The sequence below is a fragment of the Amphritea atlantica genome (assembly GCA_024397875.1).
GTDB lineage: Bacteria > Pseudomonadota > Gammaproteobacteria > Pseudomonadales > Balneatricaceae > Amphritea > Amphritea atlantica_B.
Genome location: CP073344.1, coordinates 2151924 through 2169770 on the forward strand (window position 1 = coordinate 2151924; position 17847 = coordinate 2169770).

Here is a 17847-nt window from a genome sequence, read left to right on the forward strand (position 1 = left end):
GATATGAATCACCGACCCCGAGGCTTTTGATGACTAACAAAATATCACAGATCAAACCGCAACAAGCGGGGTTGTGGCTCCTGGGTATTCTGTTTATTCCTGCGACACTCTTCTTTCAGCCAAACCTTGGTGGCGAAGGGATGTCGATTTCACACAATATTTCTGTCTGGATCGCTGCGGTTTTAGTGATATCCGCTGCCACCCTGCTGATGCTGAGAGACAAACAGTTTAACTATCCGACGTTATGGCTGGCTATGGCAGCGCTGCCGCTTGGCATGACTCTTCTCGGTTTTATCGTGGAAAATTTCCTGCCGACCGAGTGGCTGTTCCGCCAGCTCTATATACTGGGCGGCTTTATGTTTGTGATCGCCCTGTTCCAGTTTCGTTTCTCGCCCAGAGATATTCAGCGGAGCCTGATCATCATACTGATCGCAGGTATTGCGCACGGACTGTATGGTATTTCGCAAATCCTCTGGCCCGGCATCCTGCCATTGGTTATAACGCCCAGCAACAAAATCCCCTACAGTATTTTTCAACAGATCAATATTCATGCATCGTTTCAGGCAACGATGTTGATGGTAGCATTGTTCCTGCTCAGCCGGCCGCTTACCTTAAAATCGCGGCCAATGGTGATTCTGTTACTGCTGACAAGCATCTTTCTGAGCTGCTTTATTGTGGCATTTTCCGGCTCTCGTACCGGTCTGCTGTCTGCCATCGCCGGAACTCTGATACTGCTGATCTGCAACTGGCGCAGCTTTCTGCGACGTAAACCATTAATGCTCGCCGTAATAATCGCCATCGCTGCCGCATTGTTTATGGGCAATCAGGGGCTTGATCGCAGCACAACCAAGCTCGGTGATCTCTCCAAAAGAAGCAGTGAAGGTGTCGCCAACGCTGGCTCTAACAGCCGCATCAATATCTATACAATAGCCTATGAGGTGTTTAAACAGCAGCCCCTCAGCGGGCACGGCATCGGTAGTTTTCAAAAAGTCTGGCATGACCAGAAAGTGGATTACCTGAAACGTTTTCCGGACGCCAACCTCCCTCCCGACCGTCTCAGTCATCCGCATAATGAACTGATGTTCTGGCTGGTGGAAGGCGGCCTGATCGCCATAGCGGGTATTCTGATCTCCGTTATTGCGGTCATCTATGCCGCGTTCAAGTGCGGCTGGCGCCGCGGACTGAGTTATATTGCGCTACTGATTCCAATTGGTTTGCATACCCAGGTAGAGCTACCCCTCTATATCAGTAACGTACCCTGGTTCCTGATGCTATTCCTCATCTTTTTAGTGTTGCGACATGGCACTAAAACAACACCCCTGACACTCAGCCGTTCCGCCGAGATAACCACCGGAATAACTGCTGTCGTCCTGTTTCTGAGCGTGACGCTGGTTATGCTTCAGACAGTGAAGGCCAACAGCGGCATTATCCGTTTTTTACAGGGCCGCATGACAGAGCCAGCACTGCTGAAGCCTGCTTTGAGCAACCCGTTTTTCAAGGACACCGCCGAGTTGTATCTCATGCGCACGCTGCTTTTACGCGAACTGAACGCCGGGCATGGACGTTTCGCCCCTCAGTTTATCCAGTGGGCGGTGCCCTATATTGAATACGCCCCGATTCCCCAGCTCTATATAGATCTCTCCCGGGCGTATATTGCGATCGGGGAAAAAGAGAAAGCGGTGCAAACCATTGAGGACGGCCAGGCCCGTTACCCCAAAAATAAAGGATTGAATGAAAGTGTGCGGTTGATAAAAAAAGCGGCAGGAATGACACCGCAAGCGGCAGAAAGCAGTGCTACGGCCACTACCAGTATATCAACTAGCGTAGCAACCTCTGCAGCTGCCCCAGCCCGGCAGCCGGAAACTCCAGCTCAATAATCGCCAGAGCGCCCGGTAACATCGGTTCCGGGCGGGTCAGATTTCCTTCACACAACAGGGAGACCAGCAAACCGATCAGCGGCTGGTGAGTTACCAGAAGCAGACTGTCATCGGACTGCACGCTTAACCAGTCCACCACCTCCTTAGGTGATGATTCCGGCGTCAGCAGATTCAGAGATTCAGAGTTAACCGGCCGGACGTCCCGGACCAGCTCAGCCGTCTGACAGGTTCGGAGATAAGGGCTATGCAGAATACGTTGCACCCCCGCCAGTTCCAATGAGTACTGCAGCAACATCTGTCGCAGCTGCAAGCGACCATTGGCAGTCAGGCTGCGCAGCTCATCGGTCGTTGCATCAAAACCTGCTTCACCGTGCCGCAACAGAAGCAAGCGCATCAGATATCGGCTCTTGGCAGAACAAACTCGACATCGCTACTCTGAGTATTCAGCATCATCATCTTCGCTACCTGAGATACTGGCGCATGATTGAATACCACCTCATACAGGCCGCTGACCAGGGGCATGTAGATCTCCAGTTCATCCGCCTTCTCCTTAACATAGCGCAACGTATTAACACCCTCAGCAACCTCCCCCAGCGACTCCACAGCGTCCTCCAGACTCTTCCCCTCACCAAGCGCATAACCAACCCGATAATTGCGGCTCAGAGGGGATGAGCAGGTGACAATCAGATCGCCCACCCCGGCTAAGCCGAGAAACGTCATCGGATTAGCTCCCAGCTGTACGGCAAAGCGGCTCATTTCCGCCAGACTCCGGGTCATCAGCATGCTTTTGGTATTTTCCCCCATCCCCAGCGCAGCACTCAGGCCTGAGGCGATGGCGTAGATATTTTTAAGGGTACCTCCCAGCTCGACACCGTACATATCGGTACTGGCGTAGACGCGAAAGAACGCACAGTGAAGAATCTCCTGCACTGCGGTTCGGACCCGCTCGTCCTCACTGGCGATCACCGTAGCGGTGAGCTGCTGCTGCACGATTTCCTTCGCCAGATTCGGTCCACTGATCACGCCGATGGGATTATCGGGTAACTCTTCAGCAAGAATCTGACTCATCAGACTAAAGCTGTTGGCTTCAATCCCTTTGGTGGTGCTCACGACTATCTGATCAGATCGTAGAAATGGCTTTGCCTGACAGATCACATCCCGAAACGACTGACTGGGGATAGATACAAATATTATTTCAGCATCCGCCAGCGCCTGCTGCAGATCAGCAGTCGCTAACAGATTTTCCGATAGCTGGCGACCCGGAAGGTAGCGACTGTTTTCGTGGGTACGGTTAATCTCTTCGGCCCGCTCGGCATTGCGCATCCACAGGTTAACCTGTTCGCCCTTACTGCCAATCAGATTTGCTATCACAGTACCAAAACTGCCACCACCCAGCACCGCAACTTTTACCCTGCCTGTCATCAGAGAATCCTTACTTATCATATATTTACTTGAAGAGTACTGCTTTACACGCCTGGCTTAAACCGACCATCGCTACTCTGAGCGCTCATTATGCTTATCATCCAGTGAATCCAGCAGTTTATTAACCCCCAGAAACAGCAGCTTAACGATAAAATACCCGAGCACTGCAAGCAATCCGAACAGCATTGCCACGGCAATATCACCGGTTCGCTGATAGCCGTTTACGGCGATAAAAATAAAAAAAAGGCTGACAACAATTGCCAGAATCTGACTGATGCGACCCGTCTTGTGTTTATCCATGAGATCCTCTTTGTTTCTCATAAAGCAATTATCAAAAACCTTTCATTCCAAACGGCCCGGTACCGGCGCAATTGCGTCAACCCAGACACGAACCACACTCAGGATGAACAGCTGAGCGATACATTTTTACCCCAATCAGGAATCGGCTGAGAATACCTGTTCGCCCCCTCTAAAAAGGGAGTCCGTAGTGCCGAGTGCAGCTCAGCCAGCTCACTAAAACGTCCCTGTTCTGCCGGTTCAATAACCTGCTGAGCCAGATAGTTACGCAGCACAACCCTGGGGTTATACTGACGCATCAGATCAGCCGCATTGTTATTGATCCGACCCAGATAACGACTAAGCCAGTCACTGACCCGCTGATTATCTCCCAACAGAGTCGTAATAGCTTCAGCCTCTCCTGCGACCGCTTGCTCCAACGCCAGGAAAGTGAAATTATAATCAGCTTTAGCCTGCTCCAGCAGCTGAATAAACTCCTCAATCAATGCACCATCCTGCACATCCCTGCCCTCGATACCCAGGCGCCGTTTCATCTGCTCGGTATAGGCAACCGCATAAATGGGCTGAAAGCGGTTAAGTGCCGCCTCCAGGTCTGACTTCTTCACCAGACCGGTCAGGCTCTGGGCCAGACAAACACAGTTCCACATCGCAACGGAGGGCTGCTGATGATAGGCGTAACGCCCATGCTCGTCGGTGCGATTACTGATATAGTCTGGCTGATATTCATCCAGAAAACCGAAGGGACCGTAATCCAGCGTCAGCCCCAGAATAGACATATTGTCGGTATTCATAACGCCATGACAGAACCCTAGTGCCTGCCATTGAGCGACCAGCCGGGCAGTCCGCTCAACTACCTCAGAGTACATTGCAAGACAGGGGTTAGCGGCTTCTGAGCAGTGAGGATAATGATGCCGGATAACAAAGTCCGCCAACTGCCTTAGCTGATCGGGACGACGGGTGTAATAGAAAAATTCAAAATGGCCAAAGCGTATATGACTTGGACTGAGGCGCACCATTGAAGCACCAAACTCTATCGACTCACGGTAGATCTGGGTTTCACTGCCAATGATGCACAATGCCCGGGTTGTAGGCACGCCCAGTGCAGCCAGCGCTTCGCTGCCGAGATATTCGCGAATGACCGAGCGTAACGCTGCCCGACCATCACCATGTCGGGAGAAGGGAGTCTTGCCGCTGCCCTTCAGCTGCAGTTCCCAGCGCTGCCCATCACCTCCCGCCAGATCTCCAAGTAAAAGCGCCCGGCCATCGCCCAACTGAGGGGTATATCCGCCAAACTGATGCCCTGAATACACCGTCGCTAATGGCTCACTGCCATTGAGCAACCGCTGCCCCCCAAAGTACTCGCTTAGCTGTTGAGGGGTCGTACTGGGATCAAGACCGATAAGCGAGGCCGCATCCGTGCTGAAGGCAACCAGATGCGGATTTTTCAGAGGTTGAGGCTGAACCCTGCAGTAAAATGATTCCGGCAACTCTGCAAACCGGTCACCGAGTTGCAGCTGATCCAGTCCAGACCACTTCATCATCAGTTACCGTTTCAGCCTTTATACAGGCTCAAGCAGGTTTGGATCCGGATAGACACATTTCATCTTCACCCCGGCAACCTCCTCTATCTCGGGTAACAGGAATGAGTCGTCTTCGGTGGCAAAGCTGATCGATGTGCCGGTAGAACCTGCCCGGCCTGTCCGGCCAATACGATGAACATAGTCATCCGCATCCTCAGGCAATGCGTAATTAATAACATGGCTGACTCCGTCAACATGGATACCACGTCCGGCAACATCGGTGGCTACCAGAATATTAATCTTACCATTACGGAAATCTTCCAGGGTTTTAACCCGCTTCTGCTGAGTAATCTCACCGGACATCAATGAAGCTTTCAGGCCATCTTTCTGTAGTCTTTCCGCCAGACGCCGGGTTTCATCACGACGATTACCAAACACAATCACCCGCTCAAGCTGATTGAGTTGCATGAAGTTGCGCAGAAGTTTGTATTTATCCTTACGCGACACCAGATAGACCAACTGCTCAACAGAGTCAGTACTTTTCTGCTCCGGAGCGATTTCAATCACCTTCGCATCGATGGTCCATTGGCTTGCAAGGTTCATCACATCATCGGTGAAGGTTGCACTATAAAGCAGTGTCTGACGATCACCTTTACGCGGTGTGTGACGAATAATAGTTCGAACATCGGGAATAAAGCCCATACTCAGCATCCGGTCGGCCTCATCCAGCACCAACACCTCAACATCACCAAGATCGACATCAGATGATCGCACAAAATCAATCAGGCGACCCGGCGTGGCCACCAGAATTTCAACCGGACGGGCAGCCAGCTGCTTACGCTGCTTGTCATAATCCATCCCGCCAACCAGTGCCACCACCCCGATATTGGCATACTTGCCCAGCTCTTCAGCATCCGAAGCGATCTGCAGAGCCAGCTCCCGGGTAGGCGCTATAATCAAAGCTCTGGGAACACCTTTAGCAGGTTTATACTCCAGCGGATAATCAAGCAGGTCGGTGATAATGCTGATCAGAAATGCGGCGGTTTTACCGGTGCCGGTCTGCGCTTTGCCGATTATATCCCGTCCTTCGAGGGATTCCACCAGCGTTGCCGCCTGAATGTCAGAACAGTATTTGAAATTCAGATCAGCAATGGCATGCATTACATCATCGGGCAGATCAAAATCATGGAAGCGTTTTTTGCCTTCAACCGGCTCTACTGCAAAATCTTCACGCCGCCAGGGCGTTACTGGCGCAGGTTTTTTCTCTTCAGACTTAGCCACTGCAGGCTGTACCCGGCCTGATTTTGAAGCGTTGGATCGATCAGATTTGTCAGCACTGCGGCCTGAAGGCCCAGGGGCACGGCTGTTCTTTGCAGGTGTTGCCGCAGCGGTTTGCTTTACCGCAGGTGCAGCAAGTGTTGCCTGATCTTCCTGAGATGCGCTTTCGTCTGAACGTTTGAATAGTTTCTTTAACAAAGTTATACCTTATCCGCGTGTGCGAACGGTTAGCTAATATTTCTTCGGAATGGTGGCAGTGAGTCCAGCAGTTGCCGGCCATAACGCCGGGTTACCACACGCCGGTCCAGCAGTACGATTCTTCCCCTGTCCTGCTCGGTTCGCAGCAGCCGTCCAGCGGCCTGAGTTAATCGCACCGATGCCATCGGCACTGACCATTCCATAAAAGGGTTACCCCCATGCTGCTCAATCCACTCAGCCATGGTGGCGTCTACCGGATCATCCGGCACACTAAAGGGGATCTTGGTAATAATCACTTCGGTGAGATAGTCACCGGGAAGGTCGACCCCTTCAGTAAAAGAAGCAAGGCCGAAGATAACACTCCCCCGCCCCTCGTCAATTGCAGTCTTATGGCGCTTCAGAATCTCATTTTTACTGAAATCACCCTGTGACAACACCCTATTGTTGAGCTTTTCGTCGAGACTGGCAAGCACTGATCTCATTTGCCGCCAGGAACTGAACAACACCAGAGTGCCGGAATCGGTATTCAGTTCGGCATTGAGGTAATCGGCAACGGCCTGAGTATGTAGCTCAGCATCATTTGCCTCAACTTTCATCGGCGGTACGTAGAGTTCAGCAGCATTGTAGTGATCGAAGGGGCTGGGCAGACTAAAGCAGGACGTTTCCGCTGGCAAACCAAGATCAGCCAGCAGCCGGTCAAAACGCCCCAGTGCAGTCAGTGTAGCCGAGGTTACCACCGCTGCGTAACAGTGCTGCCAAAGGTTCATCCGCAGCATCTCAGCGGCGGATACCGGCGCAGTACTACATTCGAAGTCATACCCCTGAGCCGTTTCTGCCAGGCTGAGCCAACGGGCAGTCGGAGTGCTGTTCTCGGCATCCGGATGCCCCATCGATCGGCCAAGACCGGTAATATTCTGTAACCTGGCAACCATCATGCCAACTCGGGGATACCAGATTTCAGCCGGTTGGCGATCAATCCCCCCCTCGCCATCAAGAGACTCCTTGAGCAGATCAAGAATCATCTCCATCTTTGCCGCCATCCGGGCACCGAGGTGCTCAACCTGCAAGCCGAACTGCTTAACCTCATCGGGAACCACCCCTCCGGTATAGCGAAACCGCTCTTTCGGTCGTTTAAAAGAATCATCCATCAGGATCGGTCGGATCAGCTCAGCCCAGTTATTCAACACAACCTGAAGGTCTTCTGCCGGTTTTCGCTGTTGCTGGACATAATCACTCAGTAGCTGCGGATTACCGGCTTGCTCAAGCATTTTATCCAGTTGCTTGACTGTCCCCTGTAGCCAGCGCTCAGTTGATTTCAGGCGCAGATTAAAGGAAAAATGACCACTGGCCTTATCGGACAGGTGGTGCCCCTCATCAAATATATAGATAGTCTCGGAAGGGTCCGGCAGAATCGCACCGCCGCCAAGCGCAAGATCAGCCAGAACGATATCATGATTAGCGATCACACATTCAGCCTGATCAAGGTCTTTGCGCGCCTTAAAAAAGCTGCAGGCAGAAAAATTACTGCAACGCCGGTTTGTACACTGGAGGTGGTCACTGGTAAGCGGCATCCAATCCTGATCACTGATATCCTGGGTCAGGTTATCCCTGTCACCATCCCAGCGCCCGGAAGCAAACTCGTTGAGCAGGCTTTTATAGAACTCGACGGTATCACTGTCCAACCGTAGTGACAGTTCGTCTTCATACAGCGCCTGCTGACCGGTCGCACCATGGGCATCAAGATGCTGCTCTGCTTTACTGATACAGAAATAACGGCCCCGCCCTTTGGCCAGCCCGAAACTGAAAGACAATCCGGCATGTTCAGCAACCTCAGGAAGGTCTTTATTCAACAGCTGCTCCTGCAATGCAACCGTCGCGGTTGAAAGCACAACCTTCTTTCCCTTAGCCCTGGCGATTGGCAATACCGCGAGAAGATAACCGATCGTTTTACCGGTACCCGTCCCCGCCTCAATCACGCTGACATGCTGCTCACCCAGGCGATGAGATTTCTCATCCTCAAGAATCGCTCCCAACACCTTGGCCACCTCAGCAATCATCTGCTTCTGACCCATCCGGGGCTTAAGCTGACGACTTTCCAGAAACCGCCTGTACGCTCCCTGTATCTCTTTTTTAATCTCTTCTGAAAGCACCTGACCGCCCTGATACACTGTAACCACGCACATTCTAGCAATAATACTGGATAAATAGACAGAAAAAATGTTTACAAAAACAAAATACTGTATATAGTTACAGCTACTGGATAAAAAAACAGAGTTCATCATGAAACTGACACAACGCCAAACAGATGTACTTGAATGCATAAAAAAATGCATCAGCACTACAGGATATCCGCCTACCCGTGCGGATATTGCCAAAGAACTGGGGTTCAAATCAGCTAACGCTGCAGAAGAACACCTCAAGGCACTTGCACGCAAAGGTGCCATTGAGATGATTCCCGGTACTTCACGAGGCATCCGGATTCCCGGCTTTGATGATGACGCCGGACTGCCAATCGTTGGTCAGGTTGCTGCCGGGGAGCCCATCCTGGCACAGGAGAATGTCGAGGACCGGATTACAATCGCGCCTGATTTTTTCCATCCACAGGCTGACTACCTGCTCAGAGTTCGCGGCACCAGCATGAAAAATGTTGGCATTCTTGATGGCGACCTGCTCGCAGTACATCAGTGTCAGAATGCAAAAAATGGTGAAATCGTCGTAGCACGTATCGACAACGACGTTACCGTTAAACGATTTAAACGCGAAGGTAACCTTGTTTATCTGATCGCAGAAAACGAAGAGTTTGAGCCTATTGTGGTCGACCTGCAAACGCAGGAACTCTCAATTGAAGGCCTCGGCGTCGGGGTTATCAGAAGAGGACAGTAATCATGTTGCATGCAGTTAGCAGTTTCAACAGCTCAGAACCCGTTATGCCTGGACTTATTCGTCCGACAGCAGCACAACCACATCAATCAGGGCTTGCCGGCAAGATCACCGAAATTGTTTTGCAAGGTAGTGATTTTGGGGAAATGACCATGTTACTGCCGCTACTTGCACAATTGAGCAAAGACGACCGGTGGTTCGCCTGGATCGCTCCGCCTGCCGCTCTGCCAAAGAGCTTGCTGGAAGCCGCAGGTATCGACCTGAGGAAGGTAATGCTACTACAGCCCGATCAAAGCCACTCAACCTACCAACTGGCCTGTCAGGCACTTAATGCAGGCACCTGCCATGCGGTCATTAGCTGGCCCGGGGTTCTGAGTAATGATGAACTTGCAGGACTGGAAGACGCTGCGACAAATGGCAAGAGCCACGGCATCGTCATCCGGGATCGTCGCCTCACCTGATCGGGTAGCGTATGACAGCCTTTTAATGCCCACTTACTTTTATAAAAAACAGCGCTTATGCGCTGTTTTTTTTACATCGACAGAACGGTTAATAAACCACCGTTAATGGATCACCCTTGGCTGAGAGTCGACATCATCCAGATCAGCATCGAAGTCGCTGCCTTCAGTCTCTGCCGCTTTGATATTCAGATCCGAGATCATATGAATACCCGCCGTCAGCATCACCTTAGCCACATCAATGCATTCTTCCTCCAACTGCTCTCTGACACTTTCGGAGAAGCTGATCCGCATAATAGGCTCATCGTCAGAATCCGCCCTTTTCAGTGCGATCTGCCCGTCATCAAGCTCAATAATTTCCAAAAACATATCTGACATATTCATCTCAATCCAGACAACACCCGGGTCTGAAAAACTCCGCTAAAGGGCCCGGCAAAATGCCTCAGCATGATTACTATACAGATCCCGACTGCTGGTTTATATCTTCAGACACTGCATCTGTGCAGAAAAATCCAGCACGATCGGTTCTCACCACTCCTGCATCCCGGTACGCAGACGCTCAACCAACATTTTAAACTGGTTAAACCAGCTCTGATACTCCCGAAGAATATCTGCATCTTCAGCATGATCAGGATTGATCTGCATAACATGTATCTCAGAGACACTCTCTGCCTGTGCCGCTGACTGACTGTGGTCTTCTGCTCGCCAGCACCCCTTATACGCAGCCAGGAGGTGATGCAACCAGCTATCAGTATCATCATGCAGCTGCTGCAATTCCTTCACTTCAGGTGCTTCCAGCCCCTGCGCCTCCATCTGCTCGGTCAACTGACTCAGCTTACTGATCCGGTTAGCATCAAAGCGATATTGTTCGGCGATCTCCCGCAGCAGAGAACTATACGCAGAGACCATATGAAACAGTACTGACTCGTTGTAGGAATCAATCAACGCATGCTTACTCCAGCCTGTTGATTCCTGAGCAGCTTTAAGCGCATCCAGATGTATACGGATAAAATTTAACTTCTGATTGGTACGGGTCAGGTACACACCACTCATTGTAGGCCTCCGTTCACTTCTTGGTTGCTGCTTTTTTTGCCTTGGCGGCCTCAGCAACCCACTTTCCACCCGTGTAAAACGCCCGCCATCCGGTTGCTTTACCGTCGACTTCAGTCATTACATACTGTTCCTTTGTTTTTCGGCTGTAACGAACAATAGTGGGATTACCCTCTTCATCCGCCACCGGTGCACTGAAAAGGAAACTGTATTTCGGATCGATCTCACTCTTGTGGGGCAATAGTTCGGCTACCTTAGGCGCGCGGGTTTCCCGCTTACGGGGGAACTGACTGGCAGCCAGAAACAGCCCGGAAGCACCATCTCGCAGAATAAAAGTGTCTTCGACGTTGTCACACTGCAGCTCGGGCATTGGCACCGGATCCATTTTAGGGGGTGCAGCTTCACCACTTTTCAATAATTTACGAGTATTTTTGCAGGTTTCACTGGTACAGCCAAAGAACTTGCCGAAGCGGCCGGTTTTCAGCTGCATCTCCGAGCCACACTTATCGCATTCCAGAACCGGACCATCATATCCCTTAATCTTGAAGGTGCCTTTTTCCACCTCAAAACCAGGACAGTCAGGGTTATTACCACAAATATGCAGCTTACGTTGCTCATCGATCAGGTAACTGTCCATAGCGGTATCACAGATCTTGCAGCGATGCTTATTGCGCAGAATCCGGGATTCTTCCTCATCATCCCCGTCGACACTCACCACCTCATCACCGTGAACCAGGTTCATCGTTGTTTTGCAGCGCTCTTTCGGCGGTAAAGCGTAACCAGAACATCCCAGGAAGACCCCGGTAGTACCGGTTCGGATCATCATCATTCGCCCACAGGAAGGGCATGGAATATCCGTTTCAGTGGGCGCATTCAAGCGCATGCCCGACTCCGGATGCTGAGCCTGCAGCAGGCGATTACTGAAACCTTCATAAAACTGGTTCAGAAGTGCTTTCCAGTCCGCAGTGCCGGTAGCAATATCGTCCAGCGACTCTTCCATACGTGCTGTGAAACCAAAATCCATCAGATCGGTAAAGTTTTCCACCAGCCTTTCAGTCACGATATCGCCCATTTTCTGAGCGTAAAAACGGCGGTTCTGGACCTCTACATAGCCCCGGTCCTGAATGGTGGAGATAATCGACGCGTAAGTTGAAGGGCGACCAATACCACGCTTTTCAAGCTCTTTAACCAGGCTGGCTTCGGTATAACGGGGTGCCGGTTTGGTAAAATGCTGTTTAGGATCGAGCTGCTTTAACTGCAGCAGATCACCCTGCTGCACATCCGGCAAAATAATATCTTCATTTTTACCCTGACTATTCATCACCCGGGTATAACCATCAAAACGGAGTATCCGCCCCTTGGTTCGCAACTCGAAGTCGCCAGCGCTGACAGTGATCCGGGTACTGGTATAGAGTGCAGGGGTCATCTGACACGCCAGAAACTGACGCCGAATCAACTCATACAGCCGCTCAGCGTCCCGCTCCATGCCTTTCAGCGAAGTCGCCTCAATTGTTACATCCGAGGGACGAATCGCCTCGTGAGCTTCCTGAGCGCCCTCTTTGCTGCTATACGAGTTGGCAGTCTCCGGCAGGTACTTGCTGCCAAAGTTTTCACTGATAAAGTCCCGGCAGGTAGCAACAGCTTCAGCACTCAGATTGGTCGAGTCTGTACGCATGTAGGTGATGTAGCCCGCTTCATAGAGCCGCTGAGCCATCATCATGGTTTTCTTTACGCCAAAACCCAAACGGGTGCTGGCGGCCTGCTGCAGGGTCGAGGTAATAAACGGCGCTGATGGACGGCTGCTGGTTGGCCGGTCCTGACGGTTGGTTACGCGGAACGCTTGCTGCTTAAGCTGCTCAAGGTGTGCATCGGTCTCCGATGCACTAACCGGACGGAAGGCCTGATTCCTGAATTTTTCAACCTGGAGGCGTAACGCTTCTTTTTGATCGGACTCAACGTCGGCATGCAACTCCCAGAACTCTTCAGGAATAAAGCTGCGAATCTCTTTCTCACGCTCTACCAGTAAGCGAACGGCAACGGACTGAACCCGACCGGCCGACAGCCCCCGGGCAACCTTTTCCCATAGCAGCGGAGAAACCATATATCCAACCACACGATCAAGGAAACGACGGGCCTGCTGAGCATTAACGCGGTTCAGATCCAGCTCTCCAGGCTGTTTAAATGCTTCCTGAATCGCTTTCTTGGTTATCTCATTAAACACCACCCGCTTATAACGGCTGTCTTCACCACCGATCGCTTCCCGCAGATGCCAGGCTATCGCTTCACCCTCGCGGTCCAAATCGGTTGCGAGATAGATAGTGTCTGCATCTTTTGCCAGTCGCCTCAACTCATCAACGACCTTTTCTTTCCCAGGCAAAATCTCATAACGGGCATCCCAGCCATGTTCAGGGTCGACGCCCATTCGTGCAATCAGTTGTTTTTTACTTTTCTCAGCCTTATGCAGGATCTTCTCTTCCGGCGCCATTTTCCGGGTCAACGCTGCCTGACGGGCACGCTCTTTGGGATCGGAACCGGCCGCGTTACCCGAGCCACTGGTGGGCAGGTCACGAATGTGGCCCACACTCGATTTAACCACAAACTGGTTACCCAGATACTTGTTTATGGTTTTCGCTTTTGCAGGTGACTCAACAATAACTAGGGACTTTCCCATATAAATACAATCCTTAAAGGACAAGGTGACAATACAAAACAGCGTGCATATATAAGGGCTGTATCCAGCAGGGTCAAGCTTCTGCCAAAAAAAAACACGCTGACTGACTAACAACATTGGCTAATAAAGGTATGTTTCTGGTAGCTTAAATACAGTATGCTGCCGCCAAGATTAGCCTGTTACTTAATTACAAGTACCTGAGAATATGTTGCAAGACAACCTGATTTTTCTTTTTTCGTTGATCGGCATAGGCTTCGTTGCACTACTGGTTAACAACTTTTTCTCAACCAGAGAACAGCAACAGGAATATCGCACAAAGCGATTGAGAACGCTGAACAAAGCCTCTGGCGAAGCCATGGAATCCCTTGCTGTACTGCGGGAGGCAAACTGCCGTGCCGAAATTACCGATGCACTCAGCGGCTATGTTGTCAGCATGATTGAAGAGATCGCTTCACTAGCTCCCGATTCTGATCTGCTGCAGGACATCAGCGCCCAGAAAGAAACCACTGACCGGGTCAGCGCAGTGCCCGGCGGTTTTAATAATGACCGGGCGTTAAAGAAAGCCCAGATCCATATTCAACATGCTGAAAAACTATGTATCGAGATGGCCCAGTCCGGCAAACTCAGTGTATCCAGGGCTAAGCAGTTTCAGCAAGACCTCTACTGGCTGCATGTCTCGGTCTTTGTGGAAGCCCATATTCAACAGGGCAACTCTTATCTTGACCGGGATGATAAGCTGCTGGCAATGTCCCATTACAAACACGCCAAAGCGATGATTGCACGGGCCAATGTTCCGCAGAAACAGAAACAGGACTATATCGATACCATCAGAGATCTGCTTAACCGGGCGCGTCCCAGTAGCGCTATGGCTGCCGGAAACCTTGCGGCATCACTTGAAGAACTGACCGCGAAAGAAAGCAAAGAGGAGCAAGGTTAAGTACCCTGATCTCCCCGGACAAACTGAAACCTGGGTACCACCGTACCATCCGCTGCGGTAACGTTTTCTGTAAACATTGACAGAGGCCGAACCCAGATACCCCGGTCACCATAACAGGGCTGATAAACCACCAGCCATTCCTCAGTCTCTGAATGCCTGGCAAGATGCAACACCTGATATTCTGCACCCTTGTAATGCCGATAGAAGCCGGGCTTAAGTGTCATACGGTCGCCTTAGTAATGTCAGAATTGCTGATCGATGAACGGCTGCAGCAGCGCCTTAAACTGCTCCAGGGTATTTTCATCACCCTTTTCGTCCCAGTACAGTGAGATGTGTACCGGGGTCGATTCAACCGACTTAACACCGGCAGGCAGCTCACTGATCAGTGTATTGAGAATTGCCTGCTGGTTTTCATTAAGGCGGCGCTCTCCTGCCCCCCAGCACCACCCCTCTGGCAACCCTTCATTGGCGACAGCCGTCTGCCGAAAGACCTGCCACTCAATAAAACGCTCTCTGAGCTTCTTTTCCAGATTATAACGGGGCAACCGATATGCCGTCGCGGTCAGCATCTCAGGCTCAACCTGTCCAGCAGCCCGCGGCGGAGTGACACGCACGATCTGAACCTGGAATCCAAGCCGGGATGCCTGCTGCCTGAGTTTTGCTAAAAAACGCTGCCGGGGACTTGGCATAACCCACATCATTGATCCCAGTAGCGACATCATAATCAAAACGATAATGGCCCACTTCATTTACAATCCTCGATGAACTCATTTGACTCCGGTCAAAATTAAAACCGGAAACTATATGCTACTCTCTTAAGTAGGAAGCAAAAGGAGATTTCCCCCATGTCCCTGTATAAACATATTTTAGTGGCGACCGATCTGTCAGAAGAGTCTGATCAGCTGATCGACAAAGTTAAACAGCTAGCAGAATGCACCCAAGCGGAACTCTCTCTGATTCATGTAATTGAACCCCTGAGCTTTGCCTATGGCGGTGATGTCCCAATGGACCTGACAACGATTCAGGCACAACTGGATGAACACGCCCAAAGCAAAATGACCCGTTACCGCAAGCAACTGGACTATCAGGTAAAACAGTGTCACGTTGTCTCCGGCCATACCGAAACTGAGATTCATCGGATTGCCGAAGAACAGGGCTGTGACCTGATCATGGTCGGTAGTCATGGTCGCCACGGCCTGGCGCTCCTCTTAGGTTCTACGGCGAATGGCGTACTCCACGGCGCAAAGTGCGACGTTCTCGCTATCAGGGTTAAAGCGAAGGACTAGAAGCTTCGCCTTCCCCCTGATTATCGGCGGCTGAATATTACAGCATTGCCTCTAATTCAACCCAGCGCTCCATGAGCTCTTCAAGCTGGGTCTCTTTCGCCTGCAACTCAGCCAGTTTGGCTGAAACATGCTCGTGATCACCATTGTAAAAATCAGCTGCACTGGTTTCCAGATGCAGCTGCTCAATATCCCCTTCCAACTGTTCCAACTGTCCCGGCAGCATATCCAGCTCCCGTTGCAATTTATAACTCAGCTTTTTCTTAGCCGGCGCGCTGGCAGCTTTTTCTGCGACCACGGGGGCTGGCCTGGATTCGGCCTTCGCAATATTAGTAGTGACGGCCTGAGCACGCTGCCGCAGCCAGTCTTCATATCCGCCGACATACTCCTGAATTCGCCCCCCGCCCTCAAACACCAGCGTGGAGGTCACAACATTATCGAGAAACGCCCGGTCATGACTGACCAACAGCAAGGTGCCCTTGTACTCCAGAAGAATCTCTTCAAGCAACTCCAGAGTTTCGATATCCAGGTCATTGGTCGGCTCATCAAGCACCAGCAGATTAGATGGCTGACTGAACAGTTTAGCCAGCATAACCCGGTTACACTCACCACCGGACAATGCTTTGACCGGTGTACGGGCCCGCTCTGGAGAGAACAGAAAATCGCTCAGATAACTGATAATATGTCGCGACTTTCCATTAATCGTAATACTCTCACGTCCTTCAGAGATGTTATCAATAATGGTTTTTTCCGGATCCAGCTTGCCGCGCAACTGATCGAAGTAGGCAATATTCAGACTGGTACCAAGCTTAACCGTCCCCTGATCAGGTGCCAGTTGCCCCAGCAACACTTTTAAAAGTGTACTCTTACCAATACCGTTAGGCCCGATCAGACCGATCCTGTCACCTCGCTGCACCGATAAAGTTAAATCGCTGATAACGGGTTCACCGTTATACCCGTGACTGACCTTTTCCAATTCAATAACGATCTTTCCGGAACGGTCGGCCTGCTCTACCTGAAACTTCGCCTTGCCCTGCTGCTCACGACGCTGTGAACGCTCAACGCGCAAATCTTTCAACGCGCGGACGCGCCCTTCATTACGGGTTCTGCGCGCCTTGATCCCCTGACGAATCCACTTCTCTTCCTCAGCCAGCCGCTTATCAAACAGCGCGTTATGCCGCTCCTCCTCTTCGAGAAGTTTCTCTTTTTGCGTCAGGTAGGCGGAATAATTACCCGGAAAGGATGTCAGTTTTCCGCGATCCAGTTCAACAATCCGGGTAGCCAGACGCTCAACCAGCGAACGGTCGTGGGAGATAAACAGTACACCGCCGCGAAACTCCATGATCTGCTTTTCAAGCCACTCGATGGTTTCGATGTCCAGATGGTTGGTCGGCTCATCCAGCAACAGTATATCCGGAGACTGAACCAGCGCAGCCCCTAAAGCAGCCCGACGCCTCCAGCCACCTGAAAGCGCAGACATTAGCTGCTCACCATCGAGTTCCAGGCGCTCCAGCACCTGCTGTATTTTCTGCTCCAAGTGCCAGCCATCGACCAGTTCGATCTGATGCTGTAACCGTTCCAGTTCAGCCATATCAGCATCACTGTGGCTCATAGCAAGGGTTTCGTAACGATTCAGCAGATCAACTGTCTCGGCACAGCCGGAAGCAACGACATCACGGACCCGGCGTTCATCTGCGGCAGGCAGCATCTGAGAAAGCTCAGCAACGCGCGCCCCTCCATCCTGCCAGATATCACCGTCATCGGTCGGCTGATGACGTGCCAATACCTTCAGCAGGGTCGATTTACCCGCCCCATTGATGCCTACCAAAGCAACCCGTTCGCCTTTATCCAGCTGAAAGTCGATATGATCGAGCAGTTGTTTATCGCCAAATGCGACAGAGACCTTATCAAGTCTGATCAGAGCCATGCTTAAATCCACCAAAAACGTTGGCCGCATATTCTACAGAAAAACCTTG

The 17847-nt window shown here is 51.3% G+C and carries 17 protein-coding genes; 5 read left to right on the forward strand and 12 right to left on the reverse strand.

The features are described 5' to 3' along the window. Window positions 1–29 precede the first annotated feature (29 nt). A complete protein-coding gene (locus KDX31_09890; GenBank protein UTW01694.1) occupies window positions 30–1877 on the forward strand; it encodes an O-antigen ligase C-terminal domain-containing protein in 1848 nt (615 codons plus the stop codon). Here KDX31_09890 and sixA read toward each other — a convergent pair. The 6 genes from sixA to dinG form a co-directional block, all read right to left on the reverse strand. Beyond that, window positions 1819–2271, reverse strand: coding sequence for a phosphohistidine phosphatase SixA (sixA, locus tag KDX31_09895; GenBank protein UTW01695.1), 453 nt, complete (start codon window positions 2269–2271; stop codon window positions 1819–1821). The two genes, KDX31_09890 and sixA, sit on opposite strands and share 59 nt — an antisense overlap. After that, the gene (locus KDX31_09900; protein ID UTW01696.1) at window positions 2271–3299 is read right to left on the reverse strand and encodes an NAD(P)H-dependent glycerol-3-phosphate dehydrogenase; all 1029 of its coding nucleotides are present in this window, start codon (window positions 3297–3299) and stop codon (window positions 2271–2273) included. The genes sixA and KDX31_09900 overlap by 1 nt, the downstream gene beginning before the upstream one ends. 72 nt (window positions 3300–3371) lie before the next feature. Further along, window positions 3372–3599 carry a hypothetical protein gene (locus KDX31_09905; protein UTW01697.1) on the reverse strand — a complete coding sequence of 76 codons (228 nt, stop codon included), beginning with the start codon at window positions 3597–3599 and terminating at the stop codon, window positions 3372–3374. 98 nt (window positions 3600–3697) lie between these two features. Further along, complete coding sequence (locus KDX31_09910; GenBank protein ID UTW01698.1) at window positions 3698–5137, reverse strand: YdiU family protein; 1440 nt, start codon at window positions 5135–5137, stop codon at window positions 3698–3700. An 18-nt stretch (window positions 5138–5155) separates the two neighbouring features. Next, complete coding sequence (rhlB, locus tag KDX31_09915) at window positions 5156–6598, reverse strand: ATP-dependent RNA helicase RhlB (protein ID UTW05359.1); 1443 nt, start codon at window positions 6596–6598, stop codon at window positions 5156–5158. Between the two features lie 23 nt (window positions 6599–6621). Further along, entirely contained in the window at window positions 6622–8742 is a 2121-nt protein-coding gene (gene dinG, locus KDX31_09920) for an ATP-dependent DNA helicase DinG (GenBank protein UTW05360.1), read from the reverse strand. A gap of 127 nt (window positions 8743–8869) precedes the next feature. On the opposite strand from dinG, the gene lexA reads away from it, so the two are divergent. After that, on the forward strand, window positions 8870–9475 hold the full coding sequence (lexA, locus tag KDX31_09925; GenBank protein ID UTW05361.1) for a transcriptional repressor LexA: 606 nt from the start codon (window positions 8870–8872) through the stop codon (window positions 9473–9475). Window positions 9476–9477: 2 nt separating this feature from the next. Beyond that, window positions 9478–9933 (forward strand): cell division inhibitor, encoded by a 456-nt coding sequence (locus KDX31_09930; protein UTW01699.1) that lies wholly within the window; start codon window positions 9478–9480, stop codon window positions 9931–9933. Window positions 9934–10035: 102 nt separating this feature from the next. On the opposite strand, the gene KDX31_09935 is transcribed toward KDX31_09930, so the two are convergent. The 3 genes from KDX31_09935 to topA all read right to left on the reverse strand — a co-directional run bounded on the left by KDX31_09935 (window position 10036) and on the right by topA (window position 13651). Further along, the gene (locus tag KDX31_09935) at window positions 10036–10308 is read right to left on the reverse strand and encodes a hypothetical protein (GenBank protein ID UTW01700.1); all 273 of its coding nucleotides are present in this window, start codon (window positions 10306–10308) and stop codon (window positions 10036–10038) included. Window positions 10309–10458: 150 nt separating this feature from the next. Next, a complete protein-coding gene (locus tag KDX31_09940) occupies window positions 10459–10983 on the reverse strand; it encodes a hypothetical protein (GenBank protein ID UTW01701.1) in 525 nt (174 codons plus the stop codon). Between the two features lie 13 nt (window positions 10984–10996). After that, on the reverse strand, window positions 10997–13651 hold the full coding sequence (topA, locus tag KDX31_09945) for a type I DNA topoisomerase (protein ID UTW01702.1): 2655 nt from the start codon (window positions 13649–13651) through the stop codon (window positions 10997–10999). Between the two features lie 205 nt (window positions 13652–13856). On the opposite strand from topA, the gene KDX31_09950 reads away from it, so the two are divergent. After that, window positions 13857–14588, forward strand: coding sequence for a DNA topoisomerase I (locus KDX31_09950; GenBank protein ID UTW01703.1), 732 nt, complete (start codon window positions 13857–13859; stop codon window positions 14586–14588). Here KDX31_09950 and KDX31_09955 read toward each other — a convergent pair. Further along, entirely contained in the window at window positions 14585–14812 is a 228-nt protein-coding gene (locus KDX31_09955; protein ID UTW01704.1) for a DUF1653 domain-containing protein, read from the reverse strand. The two genes, KDX31_09950 and KDX31_09955, sit on opposite strands and share 4 nt — an antisense overlap. Before the next feature lie 18 nt (window positions 14813–14830). Continuing rightward, window positions 14831–15337, reverse strand: coding sequence for a hypothetical protein (locus KDX31_09960; GenBank protein ID UTW01705.1), 507 nt, complete (start codon window positions 15335–15337; stop codon window positions 14831–14833). A 96-nt stretch (window positions 15338–15433) separates the two neighbouring features. On the opposite strand from KDX31_09960, the gene KDX31_09965 reads away from it, so the two are divergent. Then, window positions 15434–15874, forward strand: coding sequence for a universal stress protein (locus tag KDX31_09965; protein ID UTW01706.1), 441 nt, complete (start codon window positions 15434–15436; stop codon window positions 15872–15874). 37 nt (window positions 15875–15911) lie between these two features. On the opposite strand, the gene KDX31_09970 is transcribed toward KDX31_09965, so the two are convergent. Next, on the reverse strand, window positions 15912–17798 hold the full coding sequence (locus tag KDX31_09970; GenBank protein ID UTW01707.1) for an ATP-binding cassette domain-containing protein: 1887 nt from the start codon (window positions 17796–17798) through the stop codon (window positions 15912–15914). Window positions 17799–17847: the final 49 nt, after the last annotated feature.

Coding starts and splice junctions, on each gene's coding strand:
- KDX31_09965 (UTW01706.1), top strand. CDS start 15,434: ATGTCCCTGTATAAACATATTTTAGTGGCGACCGATCTGTCAGAAGAG.
- KDX31_09935 (UTW01700.1), bottom strand. CDS start 10,308: ATGTCAGATATGTTTTTGGAAATTATTGAGCTTGATGACGGGCAGATC.
- KDX31_09950 (UTW01703.1), top strand. CDS start 13,857: ATGTTGCAAGACAACCTGATTTTTCTTTTTTCGTTGATCGGCATAGGC.
- topA (UTW01702.1), bottom strand. CDS start 13,651: ATGGGAAAGTCCCTAGTTATTGTTGAGTCACCTGCAAAAGCGAAAACC.
- KDX31_09905 (UTW01697.1), bottom strand. CDS start 3,599: ATGGATAAACACAAGACGGGTCGCATCAGTCAGATTCTGGCAATTGTT.
- KDX31_09940 (UTW01701.1), bottom strand. CDS start 10,983: ATGAGTGGTGTGTACCTGACCCGTACCAATCAGAAGTTAAATTTTATC.
- KDX31_09930 (UTW01699.1), top strand. CDS start 9,478: ATGTTGCATGCAGTTAGCAGTTTCAACAGCTCAGAACCCGTTATGCCT.
- sixA (UTW01695.1), bottom strand. CDS start 2,271: ATGCGCTTGCTTCTGTTGCGGCACGGTGAAGCAGGTTTTGATGCAACG.
- KDX31_09900 (UTW01696.1), bottom strand. CDS start 3,299: ATGACAGGCAGGGTAAAAGTTGCGGTGCTGGGTGGTGGCAGTTTTGGT.
- KDX31_09970 (UTW01707.1), bottom strand. CDS start 17,798: ATGGCTCTGATCAGACTTGATAAGGTCTCTGTCGCATTTGGCGATAAA.
- KDX31_09955 (UTW01704.1), bottom strand. CDS start 14,812: ATGACACTTAAGCCCGGCTTCTATCGGCATTACAAGGGTGCAGAATAT.
- KDX31_09890 (UTW01694.1), top strand. CDS start 30: ATGACTAACAAAATATCACAGATCAAACCGCAACAAGCGGGGTTGTGG.
- KDX31_09960 (UTW01705.1), bottom strand. CDS start 15,337: ATGAAGTGGGCCATTATCGTTTTGATTATGATGTCGCTACTGGGATCA.
- KDX31_09910 (UTW01698.1), bottom strand. CDS start 5,137: ATGATGAAGTGGTCTGGACTGGATCAGCTGCAACTCGGTGACCGGTTT.